At 73.0% G+C, this 21428-nt stretch carries 22 protein-coding genes and 1 tRNA gene; 11 read left to right on the top strand and 12 right to left on the bottom strand.

The genetic code is table 11. The features are described 5' to 3' along the window. Window positions 1-108: 108 nt before the first annotated feature. From ACFVVX_RS29240 to ACFVVX_RS29230, 3 genes are all read right to left on the bottom strand, one after another. A tRNA-Pro gene (locus ACFVVX_RS29240) sits at window positions 109-182 on the bottom strand. A gap of 100 nt (window positions 183-282) precedes the next feature. Next, entirely contained in the window at window positions 283-1224 is a 942-nt protein-coding gene (locus ACFVVX_RS29235; protein ID WP_387949874.1) for a metallophosphoesterase, read from the bottom strand. Between the two features lie 292 nt (window positions 1225-1516). Beyond that, window positions 1517-2179, bottom strand: a complete 663-nt coding sequence (locus tag ACFVVX_RS29230; RefSeq protein WP_387949873.1) for a CGNR zinc finger domain-containing protein — start codon at window positions 2177-2179, stop codon at window positions 1517-1519. Between the two features lie 89 nt (window positions 2180-2268). Between ACFVVX_RS29230 and ACFVVX_RS29225 the strand changes: the two genes are divergently transcribed. Further along, window positions 2269-2721, top strand: a complete 453-nt coding sequence (locus tag ACFVVX_RS29225; protein ID WP_387949871.1) for a GatB/YqeY domain-containing protein — start codon at window positions 2269-2271, stop codon at window positions 2719-2721. Window positions 2722-2924: 203 nt separating this feature from the next. Here the strand turns inward: ACFVVX_RS29225 and ACFVVX_RS29220 are convergent, their stop codons facing one another. Continuing rightward, window positions 2925-5201, bottom strand: coding sequence for a transglycosylase domain-containing protein (locus ACFVVX_RS29220; protein ID WP_387949870.1), 2277 nt, complete (start codon window positions 5199-5201; stop codon window positions 2925-2927). Window positions 5202-5723: 522 nt separating this feature from the next. Here ACFVVX_RS29220 and ACFVVX_RS29215 point away from each other — a divergent pair. Then, window positions 5724-6047, top strand: coding sequence for a WhiB family transcriptional regulator (locus ACFVVX_RS29215; protein WP_030240986.1), 324 nt, complete (start codon window positions 5724-5726; stop codon window positions 6045-6047). Window positions 6048-6184: 137 nt separating this feature from the next. Here ACFVVX_RS29215 and ACFVVX_RS29210 read toward each other — a convergent pair whose 3' ends face one another. Both ACFVVX_RS29210 and ACFVVX_RS29205 read right to left on the bottom strand, forming a co-directional pair. Further along, on the bottom strand, window positions 6185-7369 hold the full coding sequence (locus ACFVVX_RS29210) for an ArsA family ATPase (protein ID WP_387949868.1): 1185 nt from the start codon (window positions 7367-7369) through the stop codon (window positions 6185-6187). Next, a complete protein-coding gene (locus ACFVVX_RS29205) occupies window positions 7366-8490 on the bottom strand; it encodes an ArsA-related P-loop ATPase (RefSeq protein ID WP_387949867.1) in 1125 nt (374 codons plus the stop codon). The genes ACFVVX_RS29210 and ACFVVX_RS29205 overlap by 4 nt, the downstream gene beginning before the upstream one ends. A gap of 222 nt (window positions 8491-8712) precedes the next feature. On the opposite strand from ACFVVX_RS29205, the gene ACFVVX_RS29200 reads away from it, so the two are divergent. The 5 genes from ACFVVX_RS29200 to ACFVVX_RS29180 all read left to right on the top strand — a co-directional run bounded on the left by ACFVVX_RS29200 (window position 8713) and on the right by ACFVVX_RS29180 (window position 11387). After that, complete coding sequence (locus ACFVVX_RS29200) at window positions 8713-8871, top strand: DUF4177 domain-containing protein (RefSeq protein ID WP_387949865.1); 159 nt, start codon at window positions 8713-8715, stop codon at window positions 8869-8871. Further along, window positions 8868-9338, top strand: coding sequence for a RidA family protein (locus tag ACFVVX_RS29195; protein ID WP_387949864.1), 471 nt, complete (start codon window positions 8868-8870; stop codon window positions 9336-9338). The genes ACFVVX_RS29200 and ACFVVX_RS29195 overlap by 4 nt, the downstream gene beginning before the upstream one ends. Before the next feature lie 101 nt (window positions 9339-9439). Then, a complete protein-coding gene (locus ACFVVX_RS29190) occupies window positions 9440-10306 on the top strand; it encodes an NUDIX hydrolase (RefSeq protein WP_387949862.1) in 867 nt (288 codons plus the stop codon). Between the two features lie 86 nt (window positions 10307-10392). Beyond that, window positions 10393-10569 carry a hypothetical protein gene (locus ACFVVX_RS29185; RefSeq protein WP_387949860.1) on the top strand — a complete coding sequence of 59 codons (177 nt, stop codon included), beginning with the start codon at window positions 10393-10395 and terminating at the stop codon, window positions 10567-10569. Next, a complete protein-coding gene (locus tag ACFVVX_RS29180; RefSeq protein ID WP_387949858.1) occupies window positions 10566-11387 on the top strand; it encodes an MBL fold metallo-hydrolase in 822 nt (273 codons plus the stop codon). Before ACFVVX_RS29185 ends, ACFVVX_RS29180 begins: the two co-directional genes overlap by 4 nt. 82 nt (window positions 11388-11469) lie before the next feature. Here the strand turns inward: ACFVVX_RS29180 and ACFVVX_RS29175 are convergent, their stop codons facing one another. Both ACFVVX_RS29175 and ACFVVX_RS29170 read right to left on the bottom strand, forming a co-directional pair. Next, a complete protein-coding gene (locus ACFVVX_RS29175; protein WP_030392646.1) occupies window positions 11470-12144 on the bottom strand; it encodes a Crp/Fnr family transcriptional regulator in 675 nt (224 codons plus the stop codon). A 152-nt stretch (window positions 12145-12296) separates the two neighbouring features. Further along, a complete protein-coding gene (locus tag ACFVVX_RS29170; protein ID WP_387949856.1) occupies window positions 12297-13307 on the bottom strand; it encodes a DUF5937 family protein in 1011 nt (336 codons plus the stop codon). 336 nt (window positions 13308-13643) lie between these two features. Here ACFVVX_RS29170 and ACFVVX_RS29165 point away from each other — a divergent pair, with 336 nt between their 5' ends. From ACFVVX_RS29165 to ACFVVX_RS29150, 4 genes are all read left to right on the top strand, one after another. Further along, a complete protein-coding gene (locus ACFVVX_RS29165) occupies window positions 13644-14483 on the top strand; it encodes an isocitrate lyase/phosphoenolpyruvate mutase family protein (protein ID WP_387949855.1) in 840 nt (279 codons plus the stop codon). Between the two features lie 166 nt (window positions 14484-14649). Then, entirely contained in the window at window positions 14650-15525 is an 876-nt protein-coding gene (nth, locus tag ACFVVX_RS29160) for an endonuclease III (protein WP_387949854.1), read from the top strand. After that, window positions 15522-16286, top strand: a complete 765-nt coding sequence (locus ACFVVX_RS29155) for an NUDIX hydrolase (protein WP_387949853.1) — start codon at window positions 15522-15524, stop codon at window positions 16284-16286. Before nth ends, ACFVVX_RS29155 begins: the two co-directional genes overlap by 4 nt. A 46-nt stretch (window positions 16287-16332) precedes the next feature. After that, window positions 16333-17517, top strand: coding sequence for a MarP family serine protease (locus ACFVVX_RS29150; protein ID WP_387949851.1), 1185 nt, complete (start codon window positions 16333-16335; stop codon window positions 17515-17517). 132 nt (window positions 17518-17649) lie between these two features. Here the strand turns inward: ACFVVX_RS29150 and ACFVVX_RS29145 are convergent, their stop codons facing one another. The 4 genes from ACFVVX_RS29145 to nhaA all read right to left on the bottom strand — a co-directional run bounded on the left by ACFVVX_RS29145 (window position 17650) and on the right by nhaA (window position 21335). Continuing rightward, the gene (locus tag ACFVVX_RS29145; RefSeq protein WP_387949850.1) at window positions 17650-17859 is read right to left on the bottom strand and encodes a hypothetical protein; all 210 of its coding nucleotides are present in this window, start codon (window positions 17857-17859) and stop codon (window positions 17650-17652) included. A gap of 134 nt (window positions 17860-17993) precedes the next feature. Continuing rightward, complete coding sequence (locus tag ACFVVX_RS29140; protein ID WP_387949848.1) at window positions 17994-19088, bottom strand: alpha/beta fold hydrolase; 1095 nt, start codon at window positions 19086-19088, stop codon at window positions 17994-17996. 133 nt (window positions 19089-19221) lie between these two features. After that, window positions 19222-19698 (bottom strand): phage holin family protein, encoded by a 477-nt coding sequence (locus ACFVVX_RS29135; protein WP_387949846.1) that lies wholly within the window; start codon window positions 19696-19698, stop codon window positions 19222-19224. 224 nt (window positions 19699-19922) lie between these two features. Further along, window positions 19923-21335 (bottom strand): Na+/H+ antiporter NhaA, encoded by a 1413-nt coding sequence (gene nhaA / locus ACFVVX_RS29130; RefSeq protein WP_387949844.1) that lies wholly within the window; start codon window positions 21333-21335, stop codon window positions 19923-19925. Between the last annotated feature and the right edge of the window lie 93 nt (window positions 21336-21428).

The following is a 21428-nucleotide window of genomic DNA, read 5'->3' as shown; positions in this document are numbered from 1 at the left end:
GCGACGTTCTGGAGATGAGTTCTCCGGGAGTTCTCCGGAGAGCCCGGGGAAAAGCAGTCAGGGCCGGTGTCCTGTGAAGGACACCGGCCCTGAGCTGGTGTTACTGGGTCGGGGTGGCGGGATTTGAACCCACGGCCTCTTCGTCCCGAACGAAGCGCGCTACCAAGCTGCGCCACACCCCGGTCCTGCTGTTTGTCGCTCCGTCTCCTTCGCGACGAGTAGAACTCTACCGGACGCTCGCCGAGAGACGAAATCCGATTCCCGGGGGGCGTCCGTCGCAGGTCAGCGGGGTGGAGTGAGGGTGAGGAGGGTGGCCTCGGGGGGGCAGGCGAAGCGGACCGGGGTGTAGCGGTTGGTGCCGCAGCCGGCCGAGACGTGCAGGTAGGAGCGGCGGCCGCCGGCCTGGTGGGTGGAGAGGCCCTTGACCCGCTTGGCGTCGAGGTCGCAGTTGGTGACCAGGGCGCCGTAGAAGGGGATGCAGAGCTGGCCGCCGTGGGTGTGGCCGGCCAGGATCAGCGGGTAGCGGTCGGCGGTGAAGGCGTCCAGGACCCGGAGGTAGGGGGCGTGGACGACGGCGATCGAGAGGTCGGCGTCGGCGGACGGGCCGCCGGTGACCTCGCTGTAGCGGTCGCGCCGGATGTGCGGGTCGTCCAGGCCGGTGAACTCCATGTCGAGCCCGCCGACGGTCAGCCGGCCCCGGGTGTTGGTGAGGTCGAGCCAGCCGGCGGCGTCGAAGCCGTCGCGCAGCTTCTCCCACGGGTTGTGCACGGCGCCGCTGATCCCGCGGCCGGCGGTGCCGTCGGGGTTGTTCATGCCGTGGATGCCGCTGCGCATGGCCTGGAGGTACCGGGCCGGGTTCTTGCGGGCGGGTCCGTAGTAGTCGTTCGACCCGAAGACGTACACGCCGGGGAAGTTCATCAGCGGCCCGAGCGCGTCAAGGGTGGCGGGGACGGCGAGCGGGTCGGAGAGGTTGTCGCCGGTGTTCACCACCAGGTCGGGGCGGAGTCCGGCGAGGCTCTGCAGCCAGCGCTGTTTCTTGCCCTGTCCGCTCACCATGTGGATGTCGGAGACCTGCAGTACCCGGATGGGACGGGCGCCCCGGGGCAGGACAGGGGCCTCGATCCGGCGCAGCCGGAAGGAACGCACCTCGTACCCAACCGAGTAGGCGAGGCAGACGGCGCCGGTGGCGGCGATTCCGAGGGGGACGGAGTACAGCGGTCGCATCGCTCCATGCTCTCAGACGGCGGATCAGCTGGTGAACGTCCGGTGGGCGCGGGGGGACACGCGGGCGTACTCCATGCGCCTTCGGCGCGGTGCGGGGCCGGCTGCCGCGGCGGTGCGCCCGGTCGGCCGCCAGGCGAGCCGGATCCGGGTGCCGTCGGGCAGGCTCCGCGGCTCGCCCGTGGAGCCGTCCGGGGCTTCGCCGATCCCGCCGACCCGTTGGGCGAGTCGGGCGTCGGAACCCGGTGGCCTCCGGGGGAGGACGAAGAGGGAGGGGGCGGGCCCTGTGCGGCGATCAGCCCGCCTCCCGGCCGCCCGGATGCTGGTCGGAGTGCTCGTCGGGATGCTCGTCCGGGTGGTCGCGTCGGGCCCGGAGTGCCCGGACCTTGTGCCGGTTGCCGCACCGCTCCATGGAGCACCAGCGCCGACGGCCGGGCCGGGAGGTGTCGACGAAGAGCAGCTGGCAGTTGTCGGCGCCGCACGCGCGGATCCGGTCCGCGTACGGGCCGGTGAGCAGGGCGATCGCGTCGCGCGCGACGGTGGAGACGAGCTGGTCTCCGTCGGCCGGCAGCGGCGCCGCGGCGGTGCCGTCGGGGCCGATCTGCGGGACCAGCGGGGGGTGCGCGGCGGCCCGGTTGAGCGCGGTGTAGTCCGCTGCCGCCCCGGCTTCCCCGCGGACGCGCGCTTCGGCGAGCCGCCAGAGCGCGTCGCGCAGGGCCCGCGCGGAGGCGAGCTGCTCAACGCTGACGGCGATCCGGTCGGCCGGCTGCCGCAGCCGCGACTGCGGCAGCCACGCGGCGAGGTCCTCCGGCCGGTGCAGCACCTCGTACCGTGCGTAGGCTCCCGGCCCGCCGGTCACGAGCAGCTCCAGGCAGAGCGCCCCGGGGTCGAAGAGGAACCGCGCGCCCCCGGGCGTGTTCAGCACCAGCCCGGAGGGCGGTTCGTCGGAAGCAGTCATGTAACCATTATGAGGAGTTACAGCTGCTGGGGGGAAGGCCGGGCGTTAATGCTGGGCGATCGAACCGCGCAGGTGGGAGACTCGGGCCCATGACGACGCTCAAGGCGCAGCTGCAGGAGGACCTCACGGCTGCCATCAGGGAACGGGACGAGCTTCGCTCGTCCACCATCCGGCTCACGCTCGCCGCTGTCACCAGCGAGGAGGTGGCGGGCAAGGAGAAGCGGGAGCTTTCGGACGCTGAGGTGCTGAAGGTGCTCGCCCGCGAGGCGAAGAAGCGCCGGGAGGCCGCCGAGGCGTTCGACAACGCGGGTCGGACCGCGCAGGCCGACCGGGAGCGCGCCGAGGGCGTGGTGCTCGGCGGGTACCTGCCCAAGCAGCTGACCGACGAGGAGCTGGTGGCGATCGTGGCCGCCGCCGTCGCCGAGAGCGGCGCGACCGGGCCGCAGGGCATGGGCGCCGTGATGAAGCTGGTGAAGCCGCAGGTGGACGGTCTGGCCGAGGGTGGCCGGGTGGCCGCCGTGGTGAAGGCCGCGCTTTCCTGAGCACGGGCTCTTGTGCCGGTACGGGCCCGCACGCCAAGGCCCGCCCGCACGCCAAGGCCCGCCCGCCCGCCAGGGCCCGCGCCGCTGACGAGGGCCGTGCCCACGGCGAGGACCGTGCCCACGGCGAAGGGGCGCCCCCCGAGTGATCACTCGGGGGGCGCCCCTTTCCGTCGGTCCGCGCCGTCCGGCGCTCCGTCAGCGGATCAGTGGTGGCCGCCGCCGTTGCCGTTCCCGCCGCCGTTCCCGCCGATGATCCCGGGCGGGAGGGTGAACCCGCCGCCGATCATCCCGCCGGCGTTGGTCGCGCCCCCGGGGTTGCCGCCGCCGGGGTTGCCACCTCCGGGGTTACCGCCGGGGTTGCCACCGGCCGGGTTGCCGCCCGCAGCCGCGTCGCCGCTCGGCGGGGTGGCGCCGGCCGTCGGGGTGGCGTTGGGGTCGGGCTTGGGAGCCGGGTCCGGGATGTTGACGGTCTGGAAGGTCTCCTTGGCGGAGCCCTTCAGCGCCTGGTCCATCGCCAGCTTCCAGATCGGGCCGGGGCCGGTGGCGCCGAAGACGCCGTCGCCGCCGTAGTAGGTGTCGCCGATCTTGATGTTCTTCATCTCCACACCGCCGGCCGGGCCGCCGATCCAGACGGCGGTGGCGAGCTGCGGCGTGTAGCCGTTGAACCAGGCGGCCTTCTTCTTGTCGGTGGTACCGGTCTTGCCGGCGATCTGGCGGCCGTCCTCCAGACCGAGCGAGGCGCCGGTACCCTTCTCCGTCACGTTGAGCAGCACGGTGTTGAGCGCGTCGGCGGTGCTCTCCGACATCGCCTGGCTGCAGCTGGAGGCCGGGACCTTGATGTCCTTGCCGTCCACCGTGGTGATCTTGTTGACCGCGATCGGGGTGCAGTACTTGCCGCGGGCGGCGAAGGTCGCGTAGACGTTCGCCATGGTCAGCGGGGACATCTCCTGGGTGCCCAGGGTGATGGCCGGGACGACGTCCAGCTTGTCACCGCTGGCCCGGGTGGTGATGCCGAGCTTGTTGGCCATCTGCTTGACCGGGCAGAGGCCCATCTCGGCCTCCATCTGGACGAAGTAGGTGTTGACCGAGAGGGCCATCGCCTGCTTCAGCTCGTACGGGCCGACCTCGCTCTTGCTCTCGTTCGGGACGTACCGCTTGTCGCCCTTCTCGGTGTTCTTCCAGGTGCCTTCGCAGGTCTTCATCGTCGGCCACTCGATGCGGTTCTCCGACGGGTACGCCTGGGTGGGGGAGATCCCGGACTCCAGCGCCGCGGCGGCGATGATCGGCTTGAAGGTCGAGCCCGGCTGGAAGCCGTTGCCGCCGCCCATCGCCGCGTCGACGTTGAGGTTGACGACGGTCTGGTTCTTGTTCGGGTCCAGGCCGTACGGGCGGGTCTGGGCCATCGCCAGGATCTTGCCGCTGCCCGGCTCCATCATGGTCGCGGCGGCCGACACCGAGTCGGTGACCTTGACCCTGCTGGTCACTGCGTTCTGGGCGGCGGCCTGCTTGTCCGGGTCGAGGGTGGTGTAGATGTTCAGGCCGCCCTGGTCCCAGAACTTCTTGCGCTCGGCGGCGGTCTTGCCGAACACCGGGTCCTGCTTGACCACGTGCCGGACGTAGTCGCAGAAGAAGCCCATCCCGGCGTTGGCGGTGATGCAGCCGTTCTGCGGGTCCTTGTACTTCAGACCCAGCGGGGCGGCCTTCGCCTCCTTCGCCTGGTCGGCGGTGATGTGCTTGTTCTCCAGCATCTTGTCGATCACCACGTTGCGCCGCTTCACCGTGTTCTCGGGGTAGCGCACCGGGTCGTACTGGGAGGGGTTCTGCACCACGCCGGCCAGGGTGGCGGCCTCGGCGACGGTCAGGTCCTTGTTGTTCTTGCTGAAGTACCGCTGGGCCGCCGACTCCACGCCGTAGGCCTGGTGACCGTAGAAGGTGATGTTCAGGTAGTTGGTGAGGATCTGGTCCTTGGTCAGGTCCTCCTCCAACTTGATCGCGACCTTCAGCTCCTGGATCTTGCGGCCCAGGGTCTTGCGCTGCGCCTCCAGGACGGCGGCCTGGTCGTCGCCGGCCTTCTCGACGTTGACGTTCTTCACGTACTGCTGGGTCAGCGTCGAGGCGCCCTGCGAGGCGGTGCCGCTCTCGGCGTTCTTGCTGACCGCGCGGAGCACGCCCTTGAGGTCGACGGCGCCGTGCTCGTAGAAGCGCGCGTCCTCGATGTCCACCTGCGCCTGGCGCATGAAGGGGGACATCTGGTCGGCGGTGAGCACCGTGCGGTCGCGCTCGTAGACCTTGGCGATCAGGCCGCCCTTGGCGTCGAAGATCTGGGTGGCCTGGGTGAGCGGCGGGGTCTTGAAGTCGTCGGGGATGTTGTCGAAGCTCTCCGCGGTGTTCTTCGCGGTGAGCCCGAGCGCGCCCACGGCGGGCAGGGCCATGCCGGCGAGAAGGACTCCGGAGAGCACGCTGACACCCAGGAACTTCACTCCGTGTCCCGCGAACTCGAGCGGTGACCCGCGGCGCCGGCCGCGCGGAGCTCCGTTGTTGCCTGGGCTCTGGGATGCCTGGGGGCGCTTCGGTGCCATGGGGAGAACCCTACGTCGCCGAATACTGCACAGAGGCGCAGGTGTTCGCCTAGGCTTGTCACAAGCTTGCGACAGCTTCGGTGCGTCAACATCGCTCACTCTTGTGAGTGATGAGGTTTGCCCGAATTGTCCCCTGATGGACCGTTTTTTAGGCAGCTGTCACCTGCTGCGCCCCTGTTTTTGGTGGCGCTCTGTGACGACGCGCGTGGCGAGAGTGGCGCCCGTGTTCCTGGCAAGGCTTGCGACCTGCGATCACTCCAACGAGTGAGCTGAGTGATACCCATAGTCCAATCGGGTCATTCGAGATTGAGCCCGAAGGGGCTGTTGCAACCTGTCGTTCTTCCGTAACGTCCTCAACTGGCAACGGTGAATATGCCGTTGCCGCCGTGGGGGAGCCTCGATTCGGGAGAGGACGGCGCCGGCATGGGCTGGGTAGACGACTGGAGTGCGCAGGCCGCCTGCCGCACTAGTGATCCGGACGAATTGTTCGTCCAGGGGGCGGCGCAGAATCGCGCCAAGGCGGTGTGCAGCGGGTGCCCCGTTCGGACGGAGTGCCTGGCGGACGCACTGGACAACCGGGTGGAGTTCGGGGTCTGGGGCGGTATGACGGAGCGCGAGCGCAGGGCGCTGCTGCGCCGCCGTCCGACGGTGATCTCCTGGCGGCGGTTGCTGGAGACGGCCCGCACGGAGTACGAGGAGTCCCTCGCCACCGGCGTGATACTGACGGACTACGCCCAGGCGGGCTGAGCACCAGCGGCCGGTTGAGCACCAGCGGTCTGCCGGGCGGAACGCCCGGCACGCGCCGCGTCACACACACCGCGCCCCTTGAGCTGCACGGCGCCGCCGAGCTGTATGGCGCCGCCGAGCTGTATGGCGCCGCCGAGCTACACGGCACCGCTCAGGCGGTCCCCGATGGCGCGCAGCCCTTCCAGGTCGTGGACGTCCCCGGGCAGCGCGCCGACCTCGACGATCGACACGTCCGGGTACACCGAGACGAAGCGGTCACGGGTGCGGCGCTCCCTCGTGAGGATCTGCATCCGCTCGGCGTGCAGGCGCAGGAGCCCGGCGGCGAGCAGTTCCGCTTCGGGGGAGGCGTTCTCCGAACCGTTCTCCTCCAGTGCCTCGGCCGCCGCCAGCGCGCGCTCGGCGGTCAGCTGCGGGGCCCCCGTACCGTGCACCCGGTTGAGCACCAGGCCGGCCAGCGGCATCCGGTCGGCCGCCAGCCGGTCGACGAAGTACGCGGCCTCGCGCAGTGCGTCCCGCTCGGGCGCCGCCACCACCAGGAACGCCGTGCCCGGCGCCTTGAGCAGCTGGTACGTCCGGTCCGCGCGCTCCCGGAAGCCGCCGAACATCGAGTCCATCGCGCTGACGAAGGTCTGTACGTCGGTCAGCAGCTGGGCCCCGAAGATCTTGCCGAGGGTGCCGGTGAGCAGGCCCATCCCGGCGTTGAGGAACTTCATCGCGCTGCGCCCGCCGACCTTGGCCGGCGCGGTGAGGATCCGGATCACCTTGCCGTCCAGGAAGGACCCGAGCCGGTTCGGCGCGTCCAGGAAGTCCAGCGCGGAGCGGGACGGCGGGGTGTCGACGACGATCAGGTCCCACTCCTCGGCCGCGCGCAGCTGGCCGAGCTTCTCCATCGCCATGTACTCCTGGGTGCCCGCGAAGCCGGCCGACAGGGACTGGTAGAAGGGGTTCTCCATGATCGCCTTGGCCCGCTCGGGCTCGGCGTGGGCCAGCACGACCTCGTCGAAGGTCCGCTTCATGTCGAGCATCATGGCCTGGAGCTCGCCCTCGCCGGTGACGCCCTTGACGACCCGGGGGGTGTTGTCCAGCTCGGTCAGGCCCATCGACTGGGCCAGCCGGCGGGCCGGGTCGATCGTCAGCACGACGACCTTGCGGCCGCGTTCGGCGGCCCGCAGCCCGAGCGCCGCGGCGGTGGTGGTCTTGCCGACCCCGCCCGAGCCGCAGCAGACGATGATCCTCGTCCCCGGGTCGTCGATCAGCCCGTCCACGTCGAGACGGGTGCCGTTCCCGCGCACTCCGTTGCCCCGCCCACCCTGCCCGCTCACGCCGCCCCCTGACGCTTCAGTTCGCCCGCCAGCCGGTAGAGGCCGCCGAGGTCCACACCCTCGCCCAGCAGCGGCAGCTCGTACGTCGGCAGCTTCAGCTGCTGCAGGTCCGCGCGCTGCTCGCGCTCCAGCTCCACCCGCTCGGCGTGCTCCCGGGCCTGCTCCAGCAGCGGGTCGATCAGCGGCTCCACCGCGGCCCGGACGGTCTCCGGCTTGCGGGATCGCCCGCCGAGCCCCGCCTCGCCGAGGGCCAGCGCGACCTCCTCGCGGTGGTCCCCGTCCACGGCGGCGACCGCCGCCGCGTCCAGCACCGGCGGCCGGACCATGTTCACCATCACCCCGCCCACCGGGAGGGCGGCCTCGCGCAGCTCGGCGAAGCCGTCGACCGTCTCCTGCACCGGCATCTCCTCCAGCAGGGTGACCAGGTGCACCGCCGTCTCCGGCGACTTCAGCACCCGCATCACGGCCTGCGCCTGCGTGTGGATCGGCCCGAACCGGGCCAGTCCGGCCACCTCGGAGTTGACGTTGAGGAAGCGGGTGAGCCGCCCGGTCGGCGGCGCGTCCATCACGATCGCGTCGTACTTCCGGCGGCCGTCCGGGCCCTTGCGCCGGGACGCCTCGCAGGCCTTGCCGGTGAGCAGCACGTCCCGGACGCCGGGTGCGACGGTGGTGGCGAAGTCGACGAAGCCGACCTTCTGCAGCGCCTTGCCGGCCCGGCCGAGCTTGTAGAACATGTCGAGGTACTCGAGCAGCGCCAGCTCGGTGTCGATGGCCAGCGCATAGACCTCGCCGCTGCCGCTGCCGCTGCCGCTGCTGCCACTGCCACCGCTGCTGCCGCCGGCGCCTGCGGGCGGGGCCGGGGGCAGGCCGAGCTGGGCCCGGGAGACCGAGGCGATCCGGCGCTCCTCGTACGGCAGCGCGGCGATCCCGAACAGCTCGGCGATGCCCTGGCGGCCCTCGACCTCTATGAGCAGGGTCCGCCTGCCCTCGGCGGCGAGCGCCAGTGCCAGCGCGGCGGCCAGGGTGGTCTTCCCGGTGCCGCCCTTGCCGCTGACCACGTGCAGCCGTACGCCCTCCCAGTCGGGATCGCGCCGGGCCGCCTGGCCGGGGGTGCGTGCCACGCTCCGTCTCCGTCCGTCTTCGAGGGCCGTGGGCCGCTCCGCCGGCCGGCACCGTTCCGGTGCCCTTCCACAGGTGCCCTCCCGCGAGGGTAACCAGGGACCGCGCCGGATGCCGGGACCATCAGGGGGGCCGGACCTGAATCATGCCCGGTTTGTGGCCCACCTCACACGCCGGGCCGCGGCCCGCGCGGATCGCCGCGAAGGCTCGTCTAGAGTCTGGCCATGACCAAGTGGGAATACATGACCGCCCCTCTGCTCGTGCACGCCACCAAGCAGATCCTCGACAACTTCGGCCACGACGGCTGGGAGCTCGTCCAGGTCGTGCCTGGCCCGAACCCGGAGCAGCTGGTGGCCTACTTCAAGCGGGAGAAGAGCGCATGAGCAAGGTCGAGGAGAAGCTCGCCGAGCTGGGCCTGAGCCTGCCGCCGGTGGCCGCCCCGGTCGCCGCGTACGTGCCGGCCCTGCGGTCGGGCGAGTTCGTGTTCACCTCCGGCCAGCTGCCGATGGTGGGCGGCAAGCTGCCGAACACCGGCAAGGTCGGAGCGGAGGTCACCCCCGAGGAGGCCAAGCAGCTCGCACAGATCTGCGCGCTCAACGCGCTGGCCGCCGTGAAGTCGGTGATCGGCGACCTGGACCTGATCGAGCGGGTCGTGAAGGTGGTCGGCTTCGTCGCCTCCGCCGCCGACTTCACCGGTCAGCCGGGCGTCATCAACGGTGCCAGCGAGCTGCTCGGCAAGGTGCTGGGCGAGGCCGGCGTGCACGCCCGCAGTGCCGTCGGCGTCACCGTGCTCCCGCTGGACGCCCCGGTCGAGGTCGAGCTCCAGGTCCGGGTCAAGCCGGGCGTGTGATCGTGCGGCGCGGCGCGCCCCGGGCCGAAGGGCGCGCCGCCGCCGAACGGGGGACCGGGCGGCTCTGTCCAAGCCCACCCCCCGGCGCTTAGCATCCGGGCATGGACCATCGAGCAACGACGCTCCCGATGCCGCCCGGCTGGCCTGCCCGGATCCGGGCGGTCGAGTCCGGCGAGCTGACCCCGCCGGTGCCCAAGCCCTCCGCCACCGTGGTGCTGCTGCGGGACGCGGCCGACGGGCCGGAGGCGTACCTGCTGCGCCGGCGCACCTCGATGGCCTTCGCCGCCGGTATGTACGCCTACCCGGGCGGCGGGGTGGACCCGCGGGACGCCGAGGCCGAGCTCGGTTGGGCCGGCCCGGGCCCGGCGCAATGGGCGCGACGGCTGGGCGTGGACGCCCGGACCGCGCAGGCGGTGGTCTGCGCCGCCGTCCGGGAGACCTTCGAGGAGGCCGGCGTCCTGCTGGCCGGACCGGACGCCGACAGCACCGCCGAGCCCCGGGACTGGACCGCCGAGCGGGCCGCCCTGGAGGCGCACGAGCTCTCCTTCGCCGACTTCCTCCGCAGCCACGGCCTGCTGCTCCGCAGCGACCTGCTGGCGGGCTGGGCCCGCTGGGTCACCCCGGCCTTCGAGGAGCGCCGGTACGACACCTGGTTCTTCGTCGCGGCCCTGCCGCCCGGTCAGTGCGCGGCCCAGGAGGTCGGCGAGGCCGACAAGGTCGCCTGGCTCTCCCCGGCCGAGGCCGTCAGCGGCTACGAGGAGGGCCGGTACGGCATGCTGCCGCCGACCGTCACCGTGCTGCGCGAGCTGCTGCCGGTGCGCGATGCCGCCGGGGCCCTGGACGCGGCCGCGGGCCGGTCGCTGGACCCGATCCTCGGCCGCGCCGAGGTGAGGGGTGATCGAATGACGGTTCGATGGTCGGGGTATGAAGAGCTGACCATCGATGGAGACTTTCCCGAGAACCGCTGACCCCGGGGCCGCCGACCCCGACAACGGCTGAGACCCCTCAGCCCGCCGATTTCCGTACCGCCGACCCGAGGAAGGACCGACGCCCGATGACCCACAACGATGTGGCTCGCCGGACGGCACGCGAGATGCCCGCCCGCAGCCTGACCCCCCGCACCCTGGCCTTCGAGGCCGAGATCGTCGAGGAGGGCGGTCGCGGCCTGCGCGACCTCCTCCGGGCACTGCCCCCGCGCGTGCTCGGCCACCCCGGTGGGGGCGGCCGGTGAGCGGACTCCTCCCGGGTGACCCCGCCGCCGGCATCGGCGGCGAGGCCACCCCCCGGGCACTCTGCGTGCTGGCGCCCAACCCGTCACCGATGACGCTGGACGGCACCAACACCTGGCTGCTCTCCGAGCCCGGCTCGGACCTGGCCGTGGTCGTCGACCCCGGCCCGCTCGACGACGGCCACCTGCGCCGGGTCGTCGACGCCGCCGAACAGCAGGGCAAGCGCATCGCGCTCACGCTGCTCACCCACGGCCACGCCGACCACGCCGAGGGCGCGGCCCGCTTCGCGGAGCTGACCCGGACCGAGGTGCGCGCGCTGGACCCGGCGCACCGCCTCGGCTCCGAGGGCCTCACCCACGGCCAGCGCCTGGACGTTGGCGGCCTGGACCTGCGGGTGGTCGGCACCCCCGGGCACACCTCGGACTCGCTGACCTTCCACCTCCCGGCCGACGGCGCGGTCCTCACCGGGGACACCGTGCTCGGCCGCGGCACCACGATGGTCGCCCACCCCGACGGCCGGCTCGGCGACTACCTGGACTCGCTGCGCCGCCTGCACACCATGGCCTCCGAGCACGGCGTGCGGACGGTACTGCCCGGCCACGGGCCGGTCCTCGCGGACGCCCTCGGGGCCGTGGACTACTACCTGGCCCACCGGGCCAACCGCCTCGCGCAGGTGGAGACGGCGGTCGAGGCCGGCTGCCGGACGGCACCCGAGGTGGTCGCCCGGGTCTACGCGGACGTCGACCGCTCGCTCTGGCCGGCCGCCGAGCTGTCCGTCCGCGCCCAGCTGCAGTACCTGGAGGAGCACGGGTTGATCTGACCCGCTCCGGCCGCCCCGGACATGCGCGAGGGCCCGTGCACCGATCGGTGCACGGGCCCTCGTCGTCGGCCGGACCGCTAGGTCAGCGCGAGCGGCGGGACAGCCGCTCGACGTCCATCAGGACCACCGCGCGGGCCTCCAGCTTCAGCCAGCCGCGGCCGGCGAAGTCGGCGAGCGCCTTGTTGACCGTCTCGCGGGAGGCGCCGACCAGCTGGGCCAGCTCCTCCTGGGTGAGGTCGTGGGCGACGTGGATGCCCTCGTCGGACTGCACGCCGAACCGGCGGGAGAGGTCCAGCAGGGCCTTGGCGACGCGACCGGGCACGTCGGAGAAGACCAGGTCGGACATCACGTCGTTGGTCCGGCGCAGGCGCCGGGCGATGGCGCGCAGCAGCGCGATCGAGACCTCGGGGCGGGCGTGCAGCCAGGGCTGGAGGTCCCCGTGGCCGAGGCCCAGCAGCTTGACCTCGGTCAGCGCGCTGGCGGTGGCCGTGCGCGGGCCCGGGTCGAACAGCGACAGCTCGCCGATCATCTCGCTGGGGCCGAGGACGGCGAGCATGTTCTCCCGCCCGTCCGGCGAGGCGCGGTGCAGCTTGACCTTGCCCTCGGCGACGACGTACAGCCGGTCTCCCGGGTCGCCCTCGTGGAACAGCGACTCGCCACGGGCGAGGGTGACCTCGGTCATGGAAGCGCGCAGCTCGCCGGCCTGTTCGTCGTCGAGTGCCGCGAAGAGTGCGGCGCGCCGCAGAACGTCGTCCACGTGCTTCCTCCTTCTCGGCCGTTCGGCGGTGGGGCCGTCCGGCGCAAGTTTCGTACAGTGCTCTGCATCACCAAGCATGGCGCATGTCGCTCCGATCATATGAGGAGGGGGTACGCCGAGGGGTGCTGCGAGGGGCCATTCGTACCGACGGGTTACCCGGCGGGGTGTCCGGGGCCGTCCGACGGCGCGAGCAGGGCGTCGGCCACGGCGGTGCGCGCGTAGAGCACCGTGCGGCCCGCCCGGTGGGCGGTGGTCAGGCCGGCCGCCCGTAGTGCGGTGAGGTGTTGGGAGACCCCGGCGGCCGACATTCCGCTCCGGCGGGCGAGCTCGGTGGTCGAGGCGGGTGAGTCCAGTTCGGTCAGCAGCAGGGTGCGGGAGCGGCCGAGCACGGCGGCGAGCGCGTCGGAGTCGCTCCCCCTCCGGGGCTCCCACAGGGTGGCGATGCCGCGGGCGGGGTAGGCGAGCTGCGGCGGGTCGGGCGGCAGCGAGCGGGTCAGGACGCGCGGCCAGGCGAAGGCGGACGGGACGAGCAGCAGCCCGGCGCCGGCCTCGATCCGCTGGACGGCGCAGTGCCGCTGGGCCAGCCGGAGCGCCCGGCCGTCCCACCGGACGGTCTCGTGCAGGTCGTCGAGGACCCGGGCGGTGCCCTGCTCGGCGGCCTGCCGGGCCCGGTGGAAGACGTCCGCCTCCAGCACCGCGCGGATCCTGGCCCAGTAGGGGGCGAGCGCCAGCTGCCAGTAGGCCTCGATCTCGGCGGCGACCCTGGGGAGCTGGGCGGCCGGCTCCCGGTACAGCGGCCAGAGCCGTGCGGGGAGCCGGCCGTCGTACTCGGCGGCCAGGTAGTCGAGGTCGGTCCGGACCTGCTCGTCGGTGGTGGCGGTGATCGCGGCCAGCTCGTCGGCGAGGGCGGGGGAGGGGCCGGCCGGCGAGGGGTTGAGGAAGTCGGGGAGGTGGCCGGTGGGCGGGACCATGGCGGCGAGCCGCCCGCGGTCCAGTCCGGCTGCGCCGAGCCGGGGCCGGACCTGCTCGGCCCAGCGGCGGTGCAGGGCCGGGGCGGTTGAGCCGGCCAGGGCCCGGAGGCTGGTCACGACCTCCCACATCGGCGAGACGGCGAACCGGGTCTGCGCCAGGTCGTTCGCCGAGAACGCCAGCTCGGTCCTCATCGCGGTACCCCCTCAGGATTCGGCCCCAGCTTAATCAATGGAATCGGCGGTGGCCCGGGAGCAGGATTCACCTCGGCAGCCCGGCACCTCGGCCGCCCAGCACCTAGTGCCGCGTCAGGCAACCTTCGCCCCGTCGCGACGCCCGGCACGCACTCTCGCCGCACCGGCCGAAAGCCCAAGTACGTCCAGTACGAGGGCTTCCGGCCGGCACGCCGATAGCACGCACCGGACGCCGCTCCTTGACGGGCAAAAGTTGCCTGACGCGGCACTAGGCCGCCCGGTACCCCGGCCGCCCGACGGCCCCACGCCCGACCGCATGAAAGACGGTGACCCCTGATGTCCGCTGACACCACCACCATCACCACCCCGCTCCGCGACCGGGCCCTGCGGCTGCGGGCGCTCGTCTCCGACGGCGTGCTCGTCCTGCCGAACGCCTGGGACGCCGGCAGCGCGGCCGTGATCGCCTCGGCCGGTGCGGGCGCGATCGCCACCACCAGCGGCGGTGTCTCCTGGTCGCTCGGGCGCGGCGACGGCCAGCAGCTCGGCCGGGAGGAGATGGTCGAGGCGGCCCGCCGGATCGTGGCCGCCGTCGATCTGCCGGTCTCCGTCGACGCCGAGGGCGGCTACGGTCCGAAGCCCTCCGATGTCGCCGACACCGTCCGGGCGCTGATCGGCGCCGGTGCGGCCGGTGTGAACCTGGAGGACTCGATGGCCGTCGGCGGCCCGCTCTTCCCGGTGGCCGAGCAGGCCGCGCGGCTGCGCGCGGCCCGGGAGGCGGCCGCCGAGGCGGGCCTGCCCGAGCTGGTGGTCAACGCCCGCACGGACGTCTTCCTGTTCGGGCTGGGCGGTCTCGACGACGTGCTCGTCCGTGCGCAGGCGTACGCGGAGGCCGGTGCGGACGGCCTCTTCGTCCCCGGCCTGCTGGACCTCGACGCGCTGGCGCGGCTGTGCGCCGCGTCCCCGCTGCCGGTGAACGCGATGGCGATGGCGGGCGGGCCGAGCGTGGCGGAGCTCGCGGCCACCGGCGTGCGGCGGATCAGCGTCGGCACCGGCCTGGCCCAGCACGCGTACACCGCCGCCCACCGGGCCGCCGCCGAGCTGCTCGGGGCGGGCACCCTGAAGGAGCTGGACGGCGCGCTGGGCTTCGGAGAGCTGGACGCGCTGTACCGGCGCTGACCGGGCGGCCGCCGACGGCCCGGGGACCATCGGCGGCCACCCGGCCGTGCCGTTCCTCGGAGCGGCATCGAGCCGGCGGGTGCACCGGCACCCACAGGGGGGCGCCGGTGCACCCGCTGACCTGCTTTGTCCACGGAGGCCCGCCCGTCCGGCGTAGCCTTCGGGCATGGCAGAGAGCAAGGTCCGGAAGGCCGCGGCCAAGCCGGCGGCGGCGAGGGCGACCGTGAAGCCGAGGAAGCCGGAGTCGCACCTGGCGATGGTGCGACGGGCCCGGAGGATCAACCGGGAGCTGGCGGAGCTGTACCCGTACGCGCATCCCGAGCTGGATTTCGACGATCCCTTCCAGCTGCTGGTGGCCACCGTGCTGTCGGCGCAGACCACCGACCTGCGGGTGAACCAGACGACGCCCGCGCTGTTCGCGAAGTACCCGACACCCGAGGACATGGCGGCGGCCGAGCCGGAGGTGCTGGAGGAGGTCATCCGGCCGACCGGCTTCTTCCGGGCCAAGGCCAGGTCGCTGATCGGCCTGTCCATCAAGCTGCGGGACGACTTCGGCGGTGAGGTCCCCGGCCGGCTGGAGGACCTGGTCACGCTGCCGGGCGTCGGGCGGAAGACCGCGAACGTGGTGCTGGGCAACGCCTTCGGGGTCCCGGGGATCACCGTGGACACCCACTTCGGACGGCTGGCGCGGCGGTTCGGATGGACGGCCGAGGAGGACCCGGAGAAGGTCGAGGCGGCCGTCGCGGAGATCTTCCCGAAGTCCGAGTGGACGATGCTCTCGCACCGGGTGGTCTTCCACGGCCGACGGATCTGCCACTCCCGCAAGCCCGCCTGCGGGGCCTGCCCGATCGCGCCGCTCTGCCCCTCCTACGGGGAGGGCGAGACCGACGCGGAGAAGGCGAAGAAGCTGCTCAAGTATGAGATGGGCGGTCAGCCGGGCCAGCGGCTGCGGCCGCCCGCCGACTTCCCGGGCGAGGCGGCGGCGCGGGCCGACGCCGCGGTGCACCAGGGCGTGGTCGCGGACCTGGCGGTGGCCGGGTGACGGCGCGCGAGGAGGAGCGGAGCGGGGCCGCCGCCCCGCGGATCGAGCGGGACGGCCTGCCGTCCTGGCTGCTTCCGGTGCGCGAGGCCGCCGAGCAGGTGCTGCCCGAGCAGCTGAGCCGCTTCCTGCCGCCCGCCGAGGGCGGGCGCGCCGCGGCCGTGCTGATGCTCTTCGGAGAGGGCCCCGGTGGCCCGGACCTGCTGCTGATCGAGCGGGCCCGCTCGCTGCGCTCGCACGCCGGCCAGCCCTCCTTCCCCGGCGGTGCGCTGGACCCGGAGGACGGCGACCCGGACGGTTTCGGGCCGGTCGCGGCGGCACTGCGCGAGGCCTGGGAGGAGACCGGGCTGGACCCGGCCGGGGTGCAGGTCTTCGCCACCCTGCCCGCCCTCTACATCCCGGTCAGCCGCTTCGTGGTGACCCCGGTGCTCGGCTGGTGGCGGCAGGAGACGCCGGTCCGGCCGGTGGACACGGGGGAGACCGGCGCGGTGTTCCGGGTGCCGGTCGCCGAGCTGACCGACCCGGCGAACCGGGCCCGGCTGAGGCACCCCTCGGGCCACCTGGGCCCGGCCTTCGCGGTCGGCGGCCGACTGGTCTGGGGGTTCACCGCCGGGGTGATCGACCGGGTGCTGCACTACAGCGGCCTGGAGCTGCCCTGGGACACCACCCGGGTCGTCGACCTCTCCGAGGAGGCGCTCGCCCTGGTGCAGGGCGACCGCGACCGATCCCGCGCGCTGCTGGGCGGCGACGCCAGGACCACGTGAGCGCCCGCCTGCGCGGCCCCGCCGCCCGCCATGGGAGGGTGTTCGGGTGAACGTCCTGGATCTGCTGCTGATCGCCGCCGCCGTGGGATTCGCCGTGTCCGGCTACCGGCAGGGCTTCGTGGTCGGCATCCTGTCGGTCCTCGGCTTCCTCGGCGGCGGCCTGCTCGCCGTCCAACTGCTGCCGCTGCTGCTCGACCACCTCAGCCCCGGGACCACCGCCTCGGTGATCGCGGTCGTGGTGGTGATCGTGTTCGCCGCGATCGGACAGGCGGTCACCACCCACTTCGGCTGGAAGCTGCGCGGCCACATCGACAGGCGTCCGGCCAAGGCGCTGGACGCGGCCGGCGGCGCGGTCGTCAACGTCCTCTCGATGCTGCTGGTGGCCTGGCTGATCGGCTCCGCGCTCGCGGGAACGTCCCTGCCGACCGTCTCCAAGCAGGTCCGCAGCTCGGCGGTGCTCGGCGGGGTCCAGGACGCGCTGCCCTCCGACGCGCCGAACTGGTTCTCCGACTTCTCCAAGGTGCTCGCCCGCAACGGCTTCCCGCAGGTCTTCAACCCCTTCGAGCACGAGCCGATCACCCAGGTCGACACGCCCGACCCCGCGCTGGCCGGTGGCCCGGCCGTGGCCAAGGCGAAGCAGAGCCTGGTGAAGGTGGTCGGCACCGCCACCTCCTGCGGCAAGACGCTGGAGGGCAGCGGGTTCGTCTACGCCCCGCACCGGGTGATGACCAACGCCCACGTGGTCGGCGGCGTCGACGAGCCCACCGTGCAGATCGGCGGGGTCGGCCCGCTGTACGACGCGACCGTGGTCCGCTACGACTGGCAGCGCGACATCGCGATCCTGGACGTGCCCAAGCTGAACGCGCCCCCGCTCGTCTTCGCGGGCGAGGCGAAGACCAACGACAGCGCGATCGTCGCCGGCTTCCCCGAGAACGGCGCCTTCAACGTCCAGCCGGCCCGTATCCGCGGCCGGATCCAGGCCAACGGCCCGGACATCTACCACCGCGGCCAGGTGGTCCGCGACGTCTACTCGGTGCGCTCGCTGGTCCGCCAGGGCAACAGCGGCGGTCCGCTGCTCACCCCGGACGGGCAGGTGTTCGGCGTGGTCTTCGCCAAGTCGCTGGACAGCGCGGACACCGGGTACGTGCTCACCTCCGCCGAGGTGCGCGAGGACGCCGAGAAGGGCAGCACGGCGACGGCCCGGGTGGACACCCAGGGCTGCGCGCTCTGAGAGCTCCGGCGCTCTCCGGGGCCCCTCGGCGGATCCTCCGCGCGGGACCGCCCGGCCGGGCGGGACGGCTCTTCCGTTCTTGCGTTCGTCCGGGCGGTGTTCGTCCGGCCGGTGCCGAGGCGGTGCGGGGCCTCAGGTGTCGCGCCGCAGGCGCGCGCCCACCCAGCGGGCGCGGCGGCCGAGGATGTGCGGGATGCCGAGCTGGCGCTGCGCCGATCGCTGACGGCGGTCCACGCCGTCGTATCCGAGGTCGTCCGCCCAGTCGGAGCGGTGGGCGGACCTCTGCGAGCTGTTGTGGCGTCGGCCGCGCGGGGCGCTGCCGCGATCGGGCATCCAGGTCATACCGCAATGGATGCCCCAGGGCCGGTCGGAGTAACCACCCGTGGGGCTTCCAAAATGGCCTATGCGTTTGTCATATGAGCACAACATAAAGGGAGTTGGAATTCCCGACCCGCCCGCCCGGGGCCGACCGCCGGTCAGTCCTTGTGGCGGCCGATCCAGTCCAGCAGCTCCGCCGTGAACTGCTCCGGCGCCTCCTCGTGCGGGAAGTGCCCGATCCCCGGCAGCAGCCGCCAGCGGTACGGCGCCGCCACGTACTCGCCGCCGCCGAGCGCGGTGTGCGACAGCAGCACCGGGTCCGCGGCGCCCTGGACGTGCAGGGTGGGCGCGGTGATCGGCTTCTTCATCCGGCGGGCGAACTGGATGCCGTCCGGGCGGGCCATCGAGCGCAGCAGCCAGCGGTACGGCTCGATCGAGCAGTGCGCGGTGCTGGGGATCCGGATCGCCTGCCGGTACGCGGCCACCGCGGCCCGGTCCAGCTGGTTGGGGCCGGTCCAGGCGTCCAGGTAGCGGCCGACCAGCGCGGCGTCGTCGGTGACCAGGCGGCGCTCCGGTATCCACGGCCGCTGGAAGCCCAGCACGTGGTCGAAGGCGGCCATCTGGCGGCGGTCCGTCAGCAGGGCGCGGCGCAGGTCCCTGGGGTGCGCGGCGGAGACCGCGGTGAGGCTCTGGATCACCGACGGGCGCATCACGGCCGCCACCCAGGCCAGCGTGCCGCCGGAGGCGTGGCCGACCAGGTGCGCCCGGCGTTCGCCGAGCGAGCGGATCACCCCGGTGATGTCCAGCGCGAGGTTGCCCGGGTCGTAGCCGCGCGGGGTGCGGTCACTGCCGCCGATGCCGCGCAGGTCGAGCGCGACGGCCCGGTACCCGGCCTCGGCGAGCGCGGTCAGCTGGTGGCGCCAGGCCCACCAGTACTCGGGCCAGCCGTGCACCAGCAGGACCAGCGGGCCCTGACCCAGTTCGGCGATGTGGAAGCGGGCGCCGTTGGCCGCGAGGTCGCGGTGCGTCCACGGGCCGGGCTGCCGGATGTCCCAGGGGGCCTCGGGCGCCGGCTCCGGCGCGGTGCCGGCCGCCTCCTGCGCCGCCGTCCCGGCGACGCCGTCCGCGCTGCCCTCCCCGGCCGCCCGGGCGGTGCCCTCCGAGCTCCTTGCGGCGGAGTCCTGACCGGTTGCGCGGTCGGGGCCGGAGCCGGCGGACGGCTGCGAGGGCAGGGGTTTCTGGTCGAGCGGCATACCGAGAGCGTGTCACATCCGTGCGCCGGACACGTGCCCGGCACTCGCTCCCGGTCCGCCCGATGCCGTACGGGCGTGGGGCGGGGTGCCCGGACCGGCTCCGGGCCGGCTCCCGACCGGGGTCTTTCGAGGGTTACGGGATGCGGCCCAGGGCCCGGTCGATCTCCTCCTGGGTGGCGGGGCGCGGCCGGGCGTTCTTGAGCACGTCCGCGGTCTTCTGGGCGCCCTCGATGGTGCGGTGCGGCTTCTCGATCCGCTTGAACGAGCGCAGCGCCAACAGCCCCAGCAGGACCGCCAGCAGCAGGTACGCACCGGCCACGATCAGGAACGACCAGCCGAGCGACAGGCCCAGCGCGTGGATCCCGTACGCCGCCGCGGCGCTCAGCATCGGGACGGCGGCCAGCGCCACCACACCCGCGACGGCCAGTGAGACGCCGCCGGAGACCCCGCGCTTGAGGTCCGCCCGGAGCTCGGCCTTGGCGAGCGCGATCTCGTCGTGGACCAGCGCGGACAGGTCGGCGGTGGCCGCCGAGAACAGCTGCCCGACCGAACGCTCGCCCTCGTAGGGCGCCCGGCCGTTGCTGGACGGGTCTGCGGCTCCTGCGGGCATCAGCGGTTCTCCTTCTGCGGCTGTGCGGCGTGACGCCGCCGTACGGTGCGATTCCCCGGGATGCCCCGGGACGGTTCCCGGGACCGGTGGGGGCCCGGCGGCGTCAGTGGACTGTCGACAGCTCAGATCATGCCCCTACCGGTCAGTCGGACACCACTCCGGGGCCCCGCCGGAGGGACGTGTCCCCTCGGCGGGGCCCGGGTTCCGCCGGTGTGGCGGGCCGATCAGCGCGGTGCGGCGGATCCGGGACCGGGGTCGGATCCGGCCTCGCCGTCGGGCCCGAGCTCCACCGGGCGCTCCGCCCGCTCTGCCATCCGGGCCTGCCAGGCCGGGTCGTCCTGCTGGTAGACGTCGGGGATGCCGTCGCCGTCCAGGTCGCGCTCCTCGTCCTCGCACAGCTGGCGGTAGTGCCGGTTGCGCAGCTTGAGCAGCACGGTGGCGACCAGGGCGCAGAGCAGCGAGCCCACCAGGACGGCCGCCTTGGACTTGTCGGCCAGCGCCGGATCGTCGGGGAAGGCCAGCTCGCTGATCAGCAGTGAGACCGTGAACCCGATGCCGGCCAGGACCGAGACCGCGAACATGTCCGCCCAGGTGAGCTGCGGGTTCAGCTCGGCGCGGGTGAAGCGGGCGGCCAGCCGGGTGCCGCCGAAGATGCCCACGGTCTTGCCGACCAGCAGGCCGAGGACGATCCCGAGCGGGGTGGCCTGGGTGAACACCTCGCCGAGCGCCGGCCCGGAGATCGTCACCCCCGCGGCGAACAGGGCGAAGACGGGTACCGCCAGCCCGGCCGAGAGCGGGCGGACCAGGTGCTCGATGTGCTCACCGGGGGACTGCTTCTCGTCACCGACCCGGTGGCAGCGCAGGATCAGGCCCATCGCGACGCCCGAGACCGTGGCGTGCACGCCGCTCTCGTGCATCAGCGCCCAGATCACGAAGGCCAGCGGCACGAACAGGTACCAGCCGTGCACCCCGCGCCGGTGCAGGAACCAGAACAGCACCAGGCCGGCGAAGGACAGCCCGAGCGCCCAGAACTTGATGCCGGAGCTGTAGAAGATCGCGATGATCAGGATCGCGATCAGGTCGTCGACGACGGCGAGGGTGAGCAGGAAGGCGCGTAGCGGGGAGGGGAGGTGACTGCCGACCACGGCCAGCACCCCGAGTGCGAAGGCGATGTCGGTGGCGGTCGGGATCGCCCAGCCACTCGGGTTGCCCCCGCTGCCGGAGTTGGTGACGGCGAAGACGATCGCCGGCAGTGCGACACCGCAGACCGCCGCTATGACGGGGAGGAACGCGGCGCTCGGCGTGCGCAGCTCGCCCGCCACGAACTCGCGCTTGAGCTCGATGCCGGCCACGAAGAAGAAGATCGTCAGCAGGCCGTCCTTGGCCCACGCGTCGAGGGTGAGGTCCAGGTGGAGCGGGGTGGACGGGCCGACGGTGTAGTCGAGGACGCTCTCGTAGGCGCTCGGCCAGACGTTCGCCCAGATCAGGGCCACCACGGCGGCGCTCAGCAGCAGGACGCCGCCGACCGTCTCGGTGCGCAGGGCGTCGGTGATGAAGGTGCGCTCGGGCAGTGACAGCCGGCCGAGGAGCTGGCGGCGTCGGGTCGTCGGCTCGTTGACAGGGGGCGGGCTGGTCACGAGGACCTCCTGGGGCGGGGGAACGGTATGCGGATGCACCTGTAGTGCAGTGCCGACCAGACTTCCCGGCGCGCCCCATGACACAGCGGACCT

The sequence above is a fragment of the Kitasatospora sp. NPDC058170 genome (assembly GCF_042883905.1).
Classification (GTDB): Bacteria; Actinomycetota; Actinomycetes; order Streptomycetales; family Streptomycetaceae; genus Kitasatospora.
This window is presented reverse-complemented; position numbering and strand designations above follow the sequence as displayed.

Bases quoted from the DNA above. Each gene is read 5' to 3' on its own strand.
- ACFVVX_RS29235 (WP_387949874.1), bottom strand. From the start codon at position 1,224: ATGCGACCGCTGTACTCCGTCCCCCTCGGAATCGCCGCCACCGGCGCC.
- ACFVVX_RS29230 (WP_387949873.1), bottom strand. From the start codon at position 2,179: ATGACTGCTTCCGACGAACCGCCCTCCGGGCTGGTGCTGAACACGCCC.
- ACFVVX_RS29225 (WP_387949871.1), top strand. From the start codon at position 2,269: ATGACGACGCTCAAGGCGCAGCTGCAGGAGGACCTCACGGCTGCCATC.
- ACFVVX_RS29215 (WP_030240986.1), top strand. From the start codon at position 5,724: ATGGGCTGGGTAGACGACTGGAGTGCGCAGGCCGCCTGCCGCACTAGT.
- ACFVVX_RS29200 (WP_387949865.1), top strand. From the start codon at position 8,713: ATGACCAAGTGGGAATACATGACCGCCCCTCTGCTCGTGCACGCCACC.
- ACFVVX_RS29195 (WP_387949864.1), top strand. From the start codon at position 8,868: ATGAGCAAGGTCGAGGAGAAGCTCGCCGAGCTGGGCCTGAGCCTGCCG.
- ACFVVX_RS29190 (WP_387949862.1), top strand. From the start codon at position 9,440: ATGGACCATCGAGCAACGACGCTCCCGATGCCGCCCGGCTGGCCTGCC.
- ACFVVX_RS29185 (WP_387949860.1), top strand. From the start codon at position 10,393: ATGACCCACAACGATGTGGCTCGCCGGACGGCACGCGAGATGCCCGCC.
- ACFVVX_RS29170 (WP_387949856.1), bottom strand. From the start codon at position 13,307: ATGAGGACCGAGCTGGCGTTCTCGGCGAACGACCTGGCGCAGACCCGG.
- ACFVVX_RS29165 (WP_387949855.1), top strand. From the start codon at position 13,644: ATGTCCGCTGACACCACCACCATCACCACCCCGCTCCGCGACCGGGCC.
- nth (WP_387949854.1), top strand. From the start codon at position 14,650: ATGGCAGAGAGCAAGGTCCGGAAGGCCGCGGCCAAGCCGGCGGCGGCG.
- ACFVVX_RS29145 (WP_387949850.1), bottom strand. From the start codon at position 17,859: ATGACCTGGATGCCCGATCGCGGCAGCGCCCCGCGCGGCCGACGCCAC.
- ACFVVX_RS29140 (WP_387949848.1), bottom strand. From the start codon at position 19,088: ATGCCGCTCGACCAGAAACCCCTGCCCTCGCAGCCGTCCGCCGGCTCC.
- ACFVVX_RS29135 (WP_387949846.1), bottom strand. From the start codon at position 19,698: ATGCCCGCAGGAGCCGCAGACCCGTCCAGCAACGGCCGGGCGCCCTAC.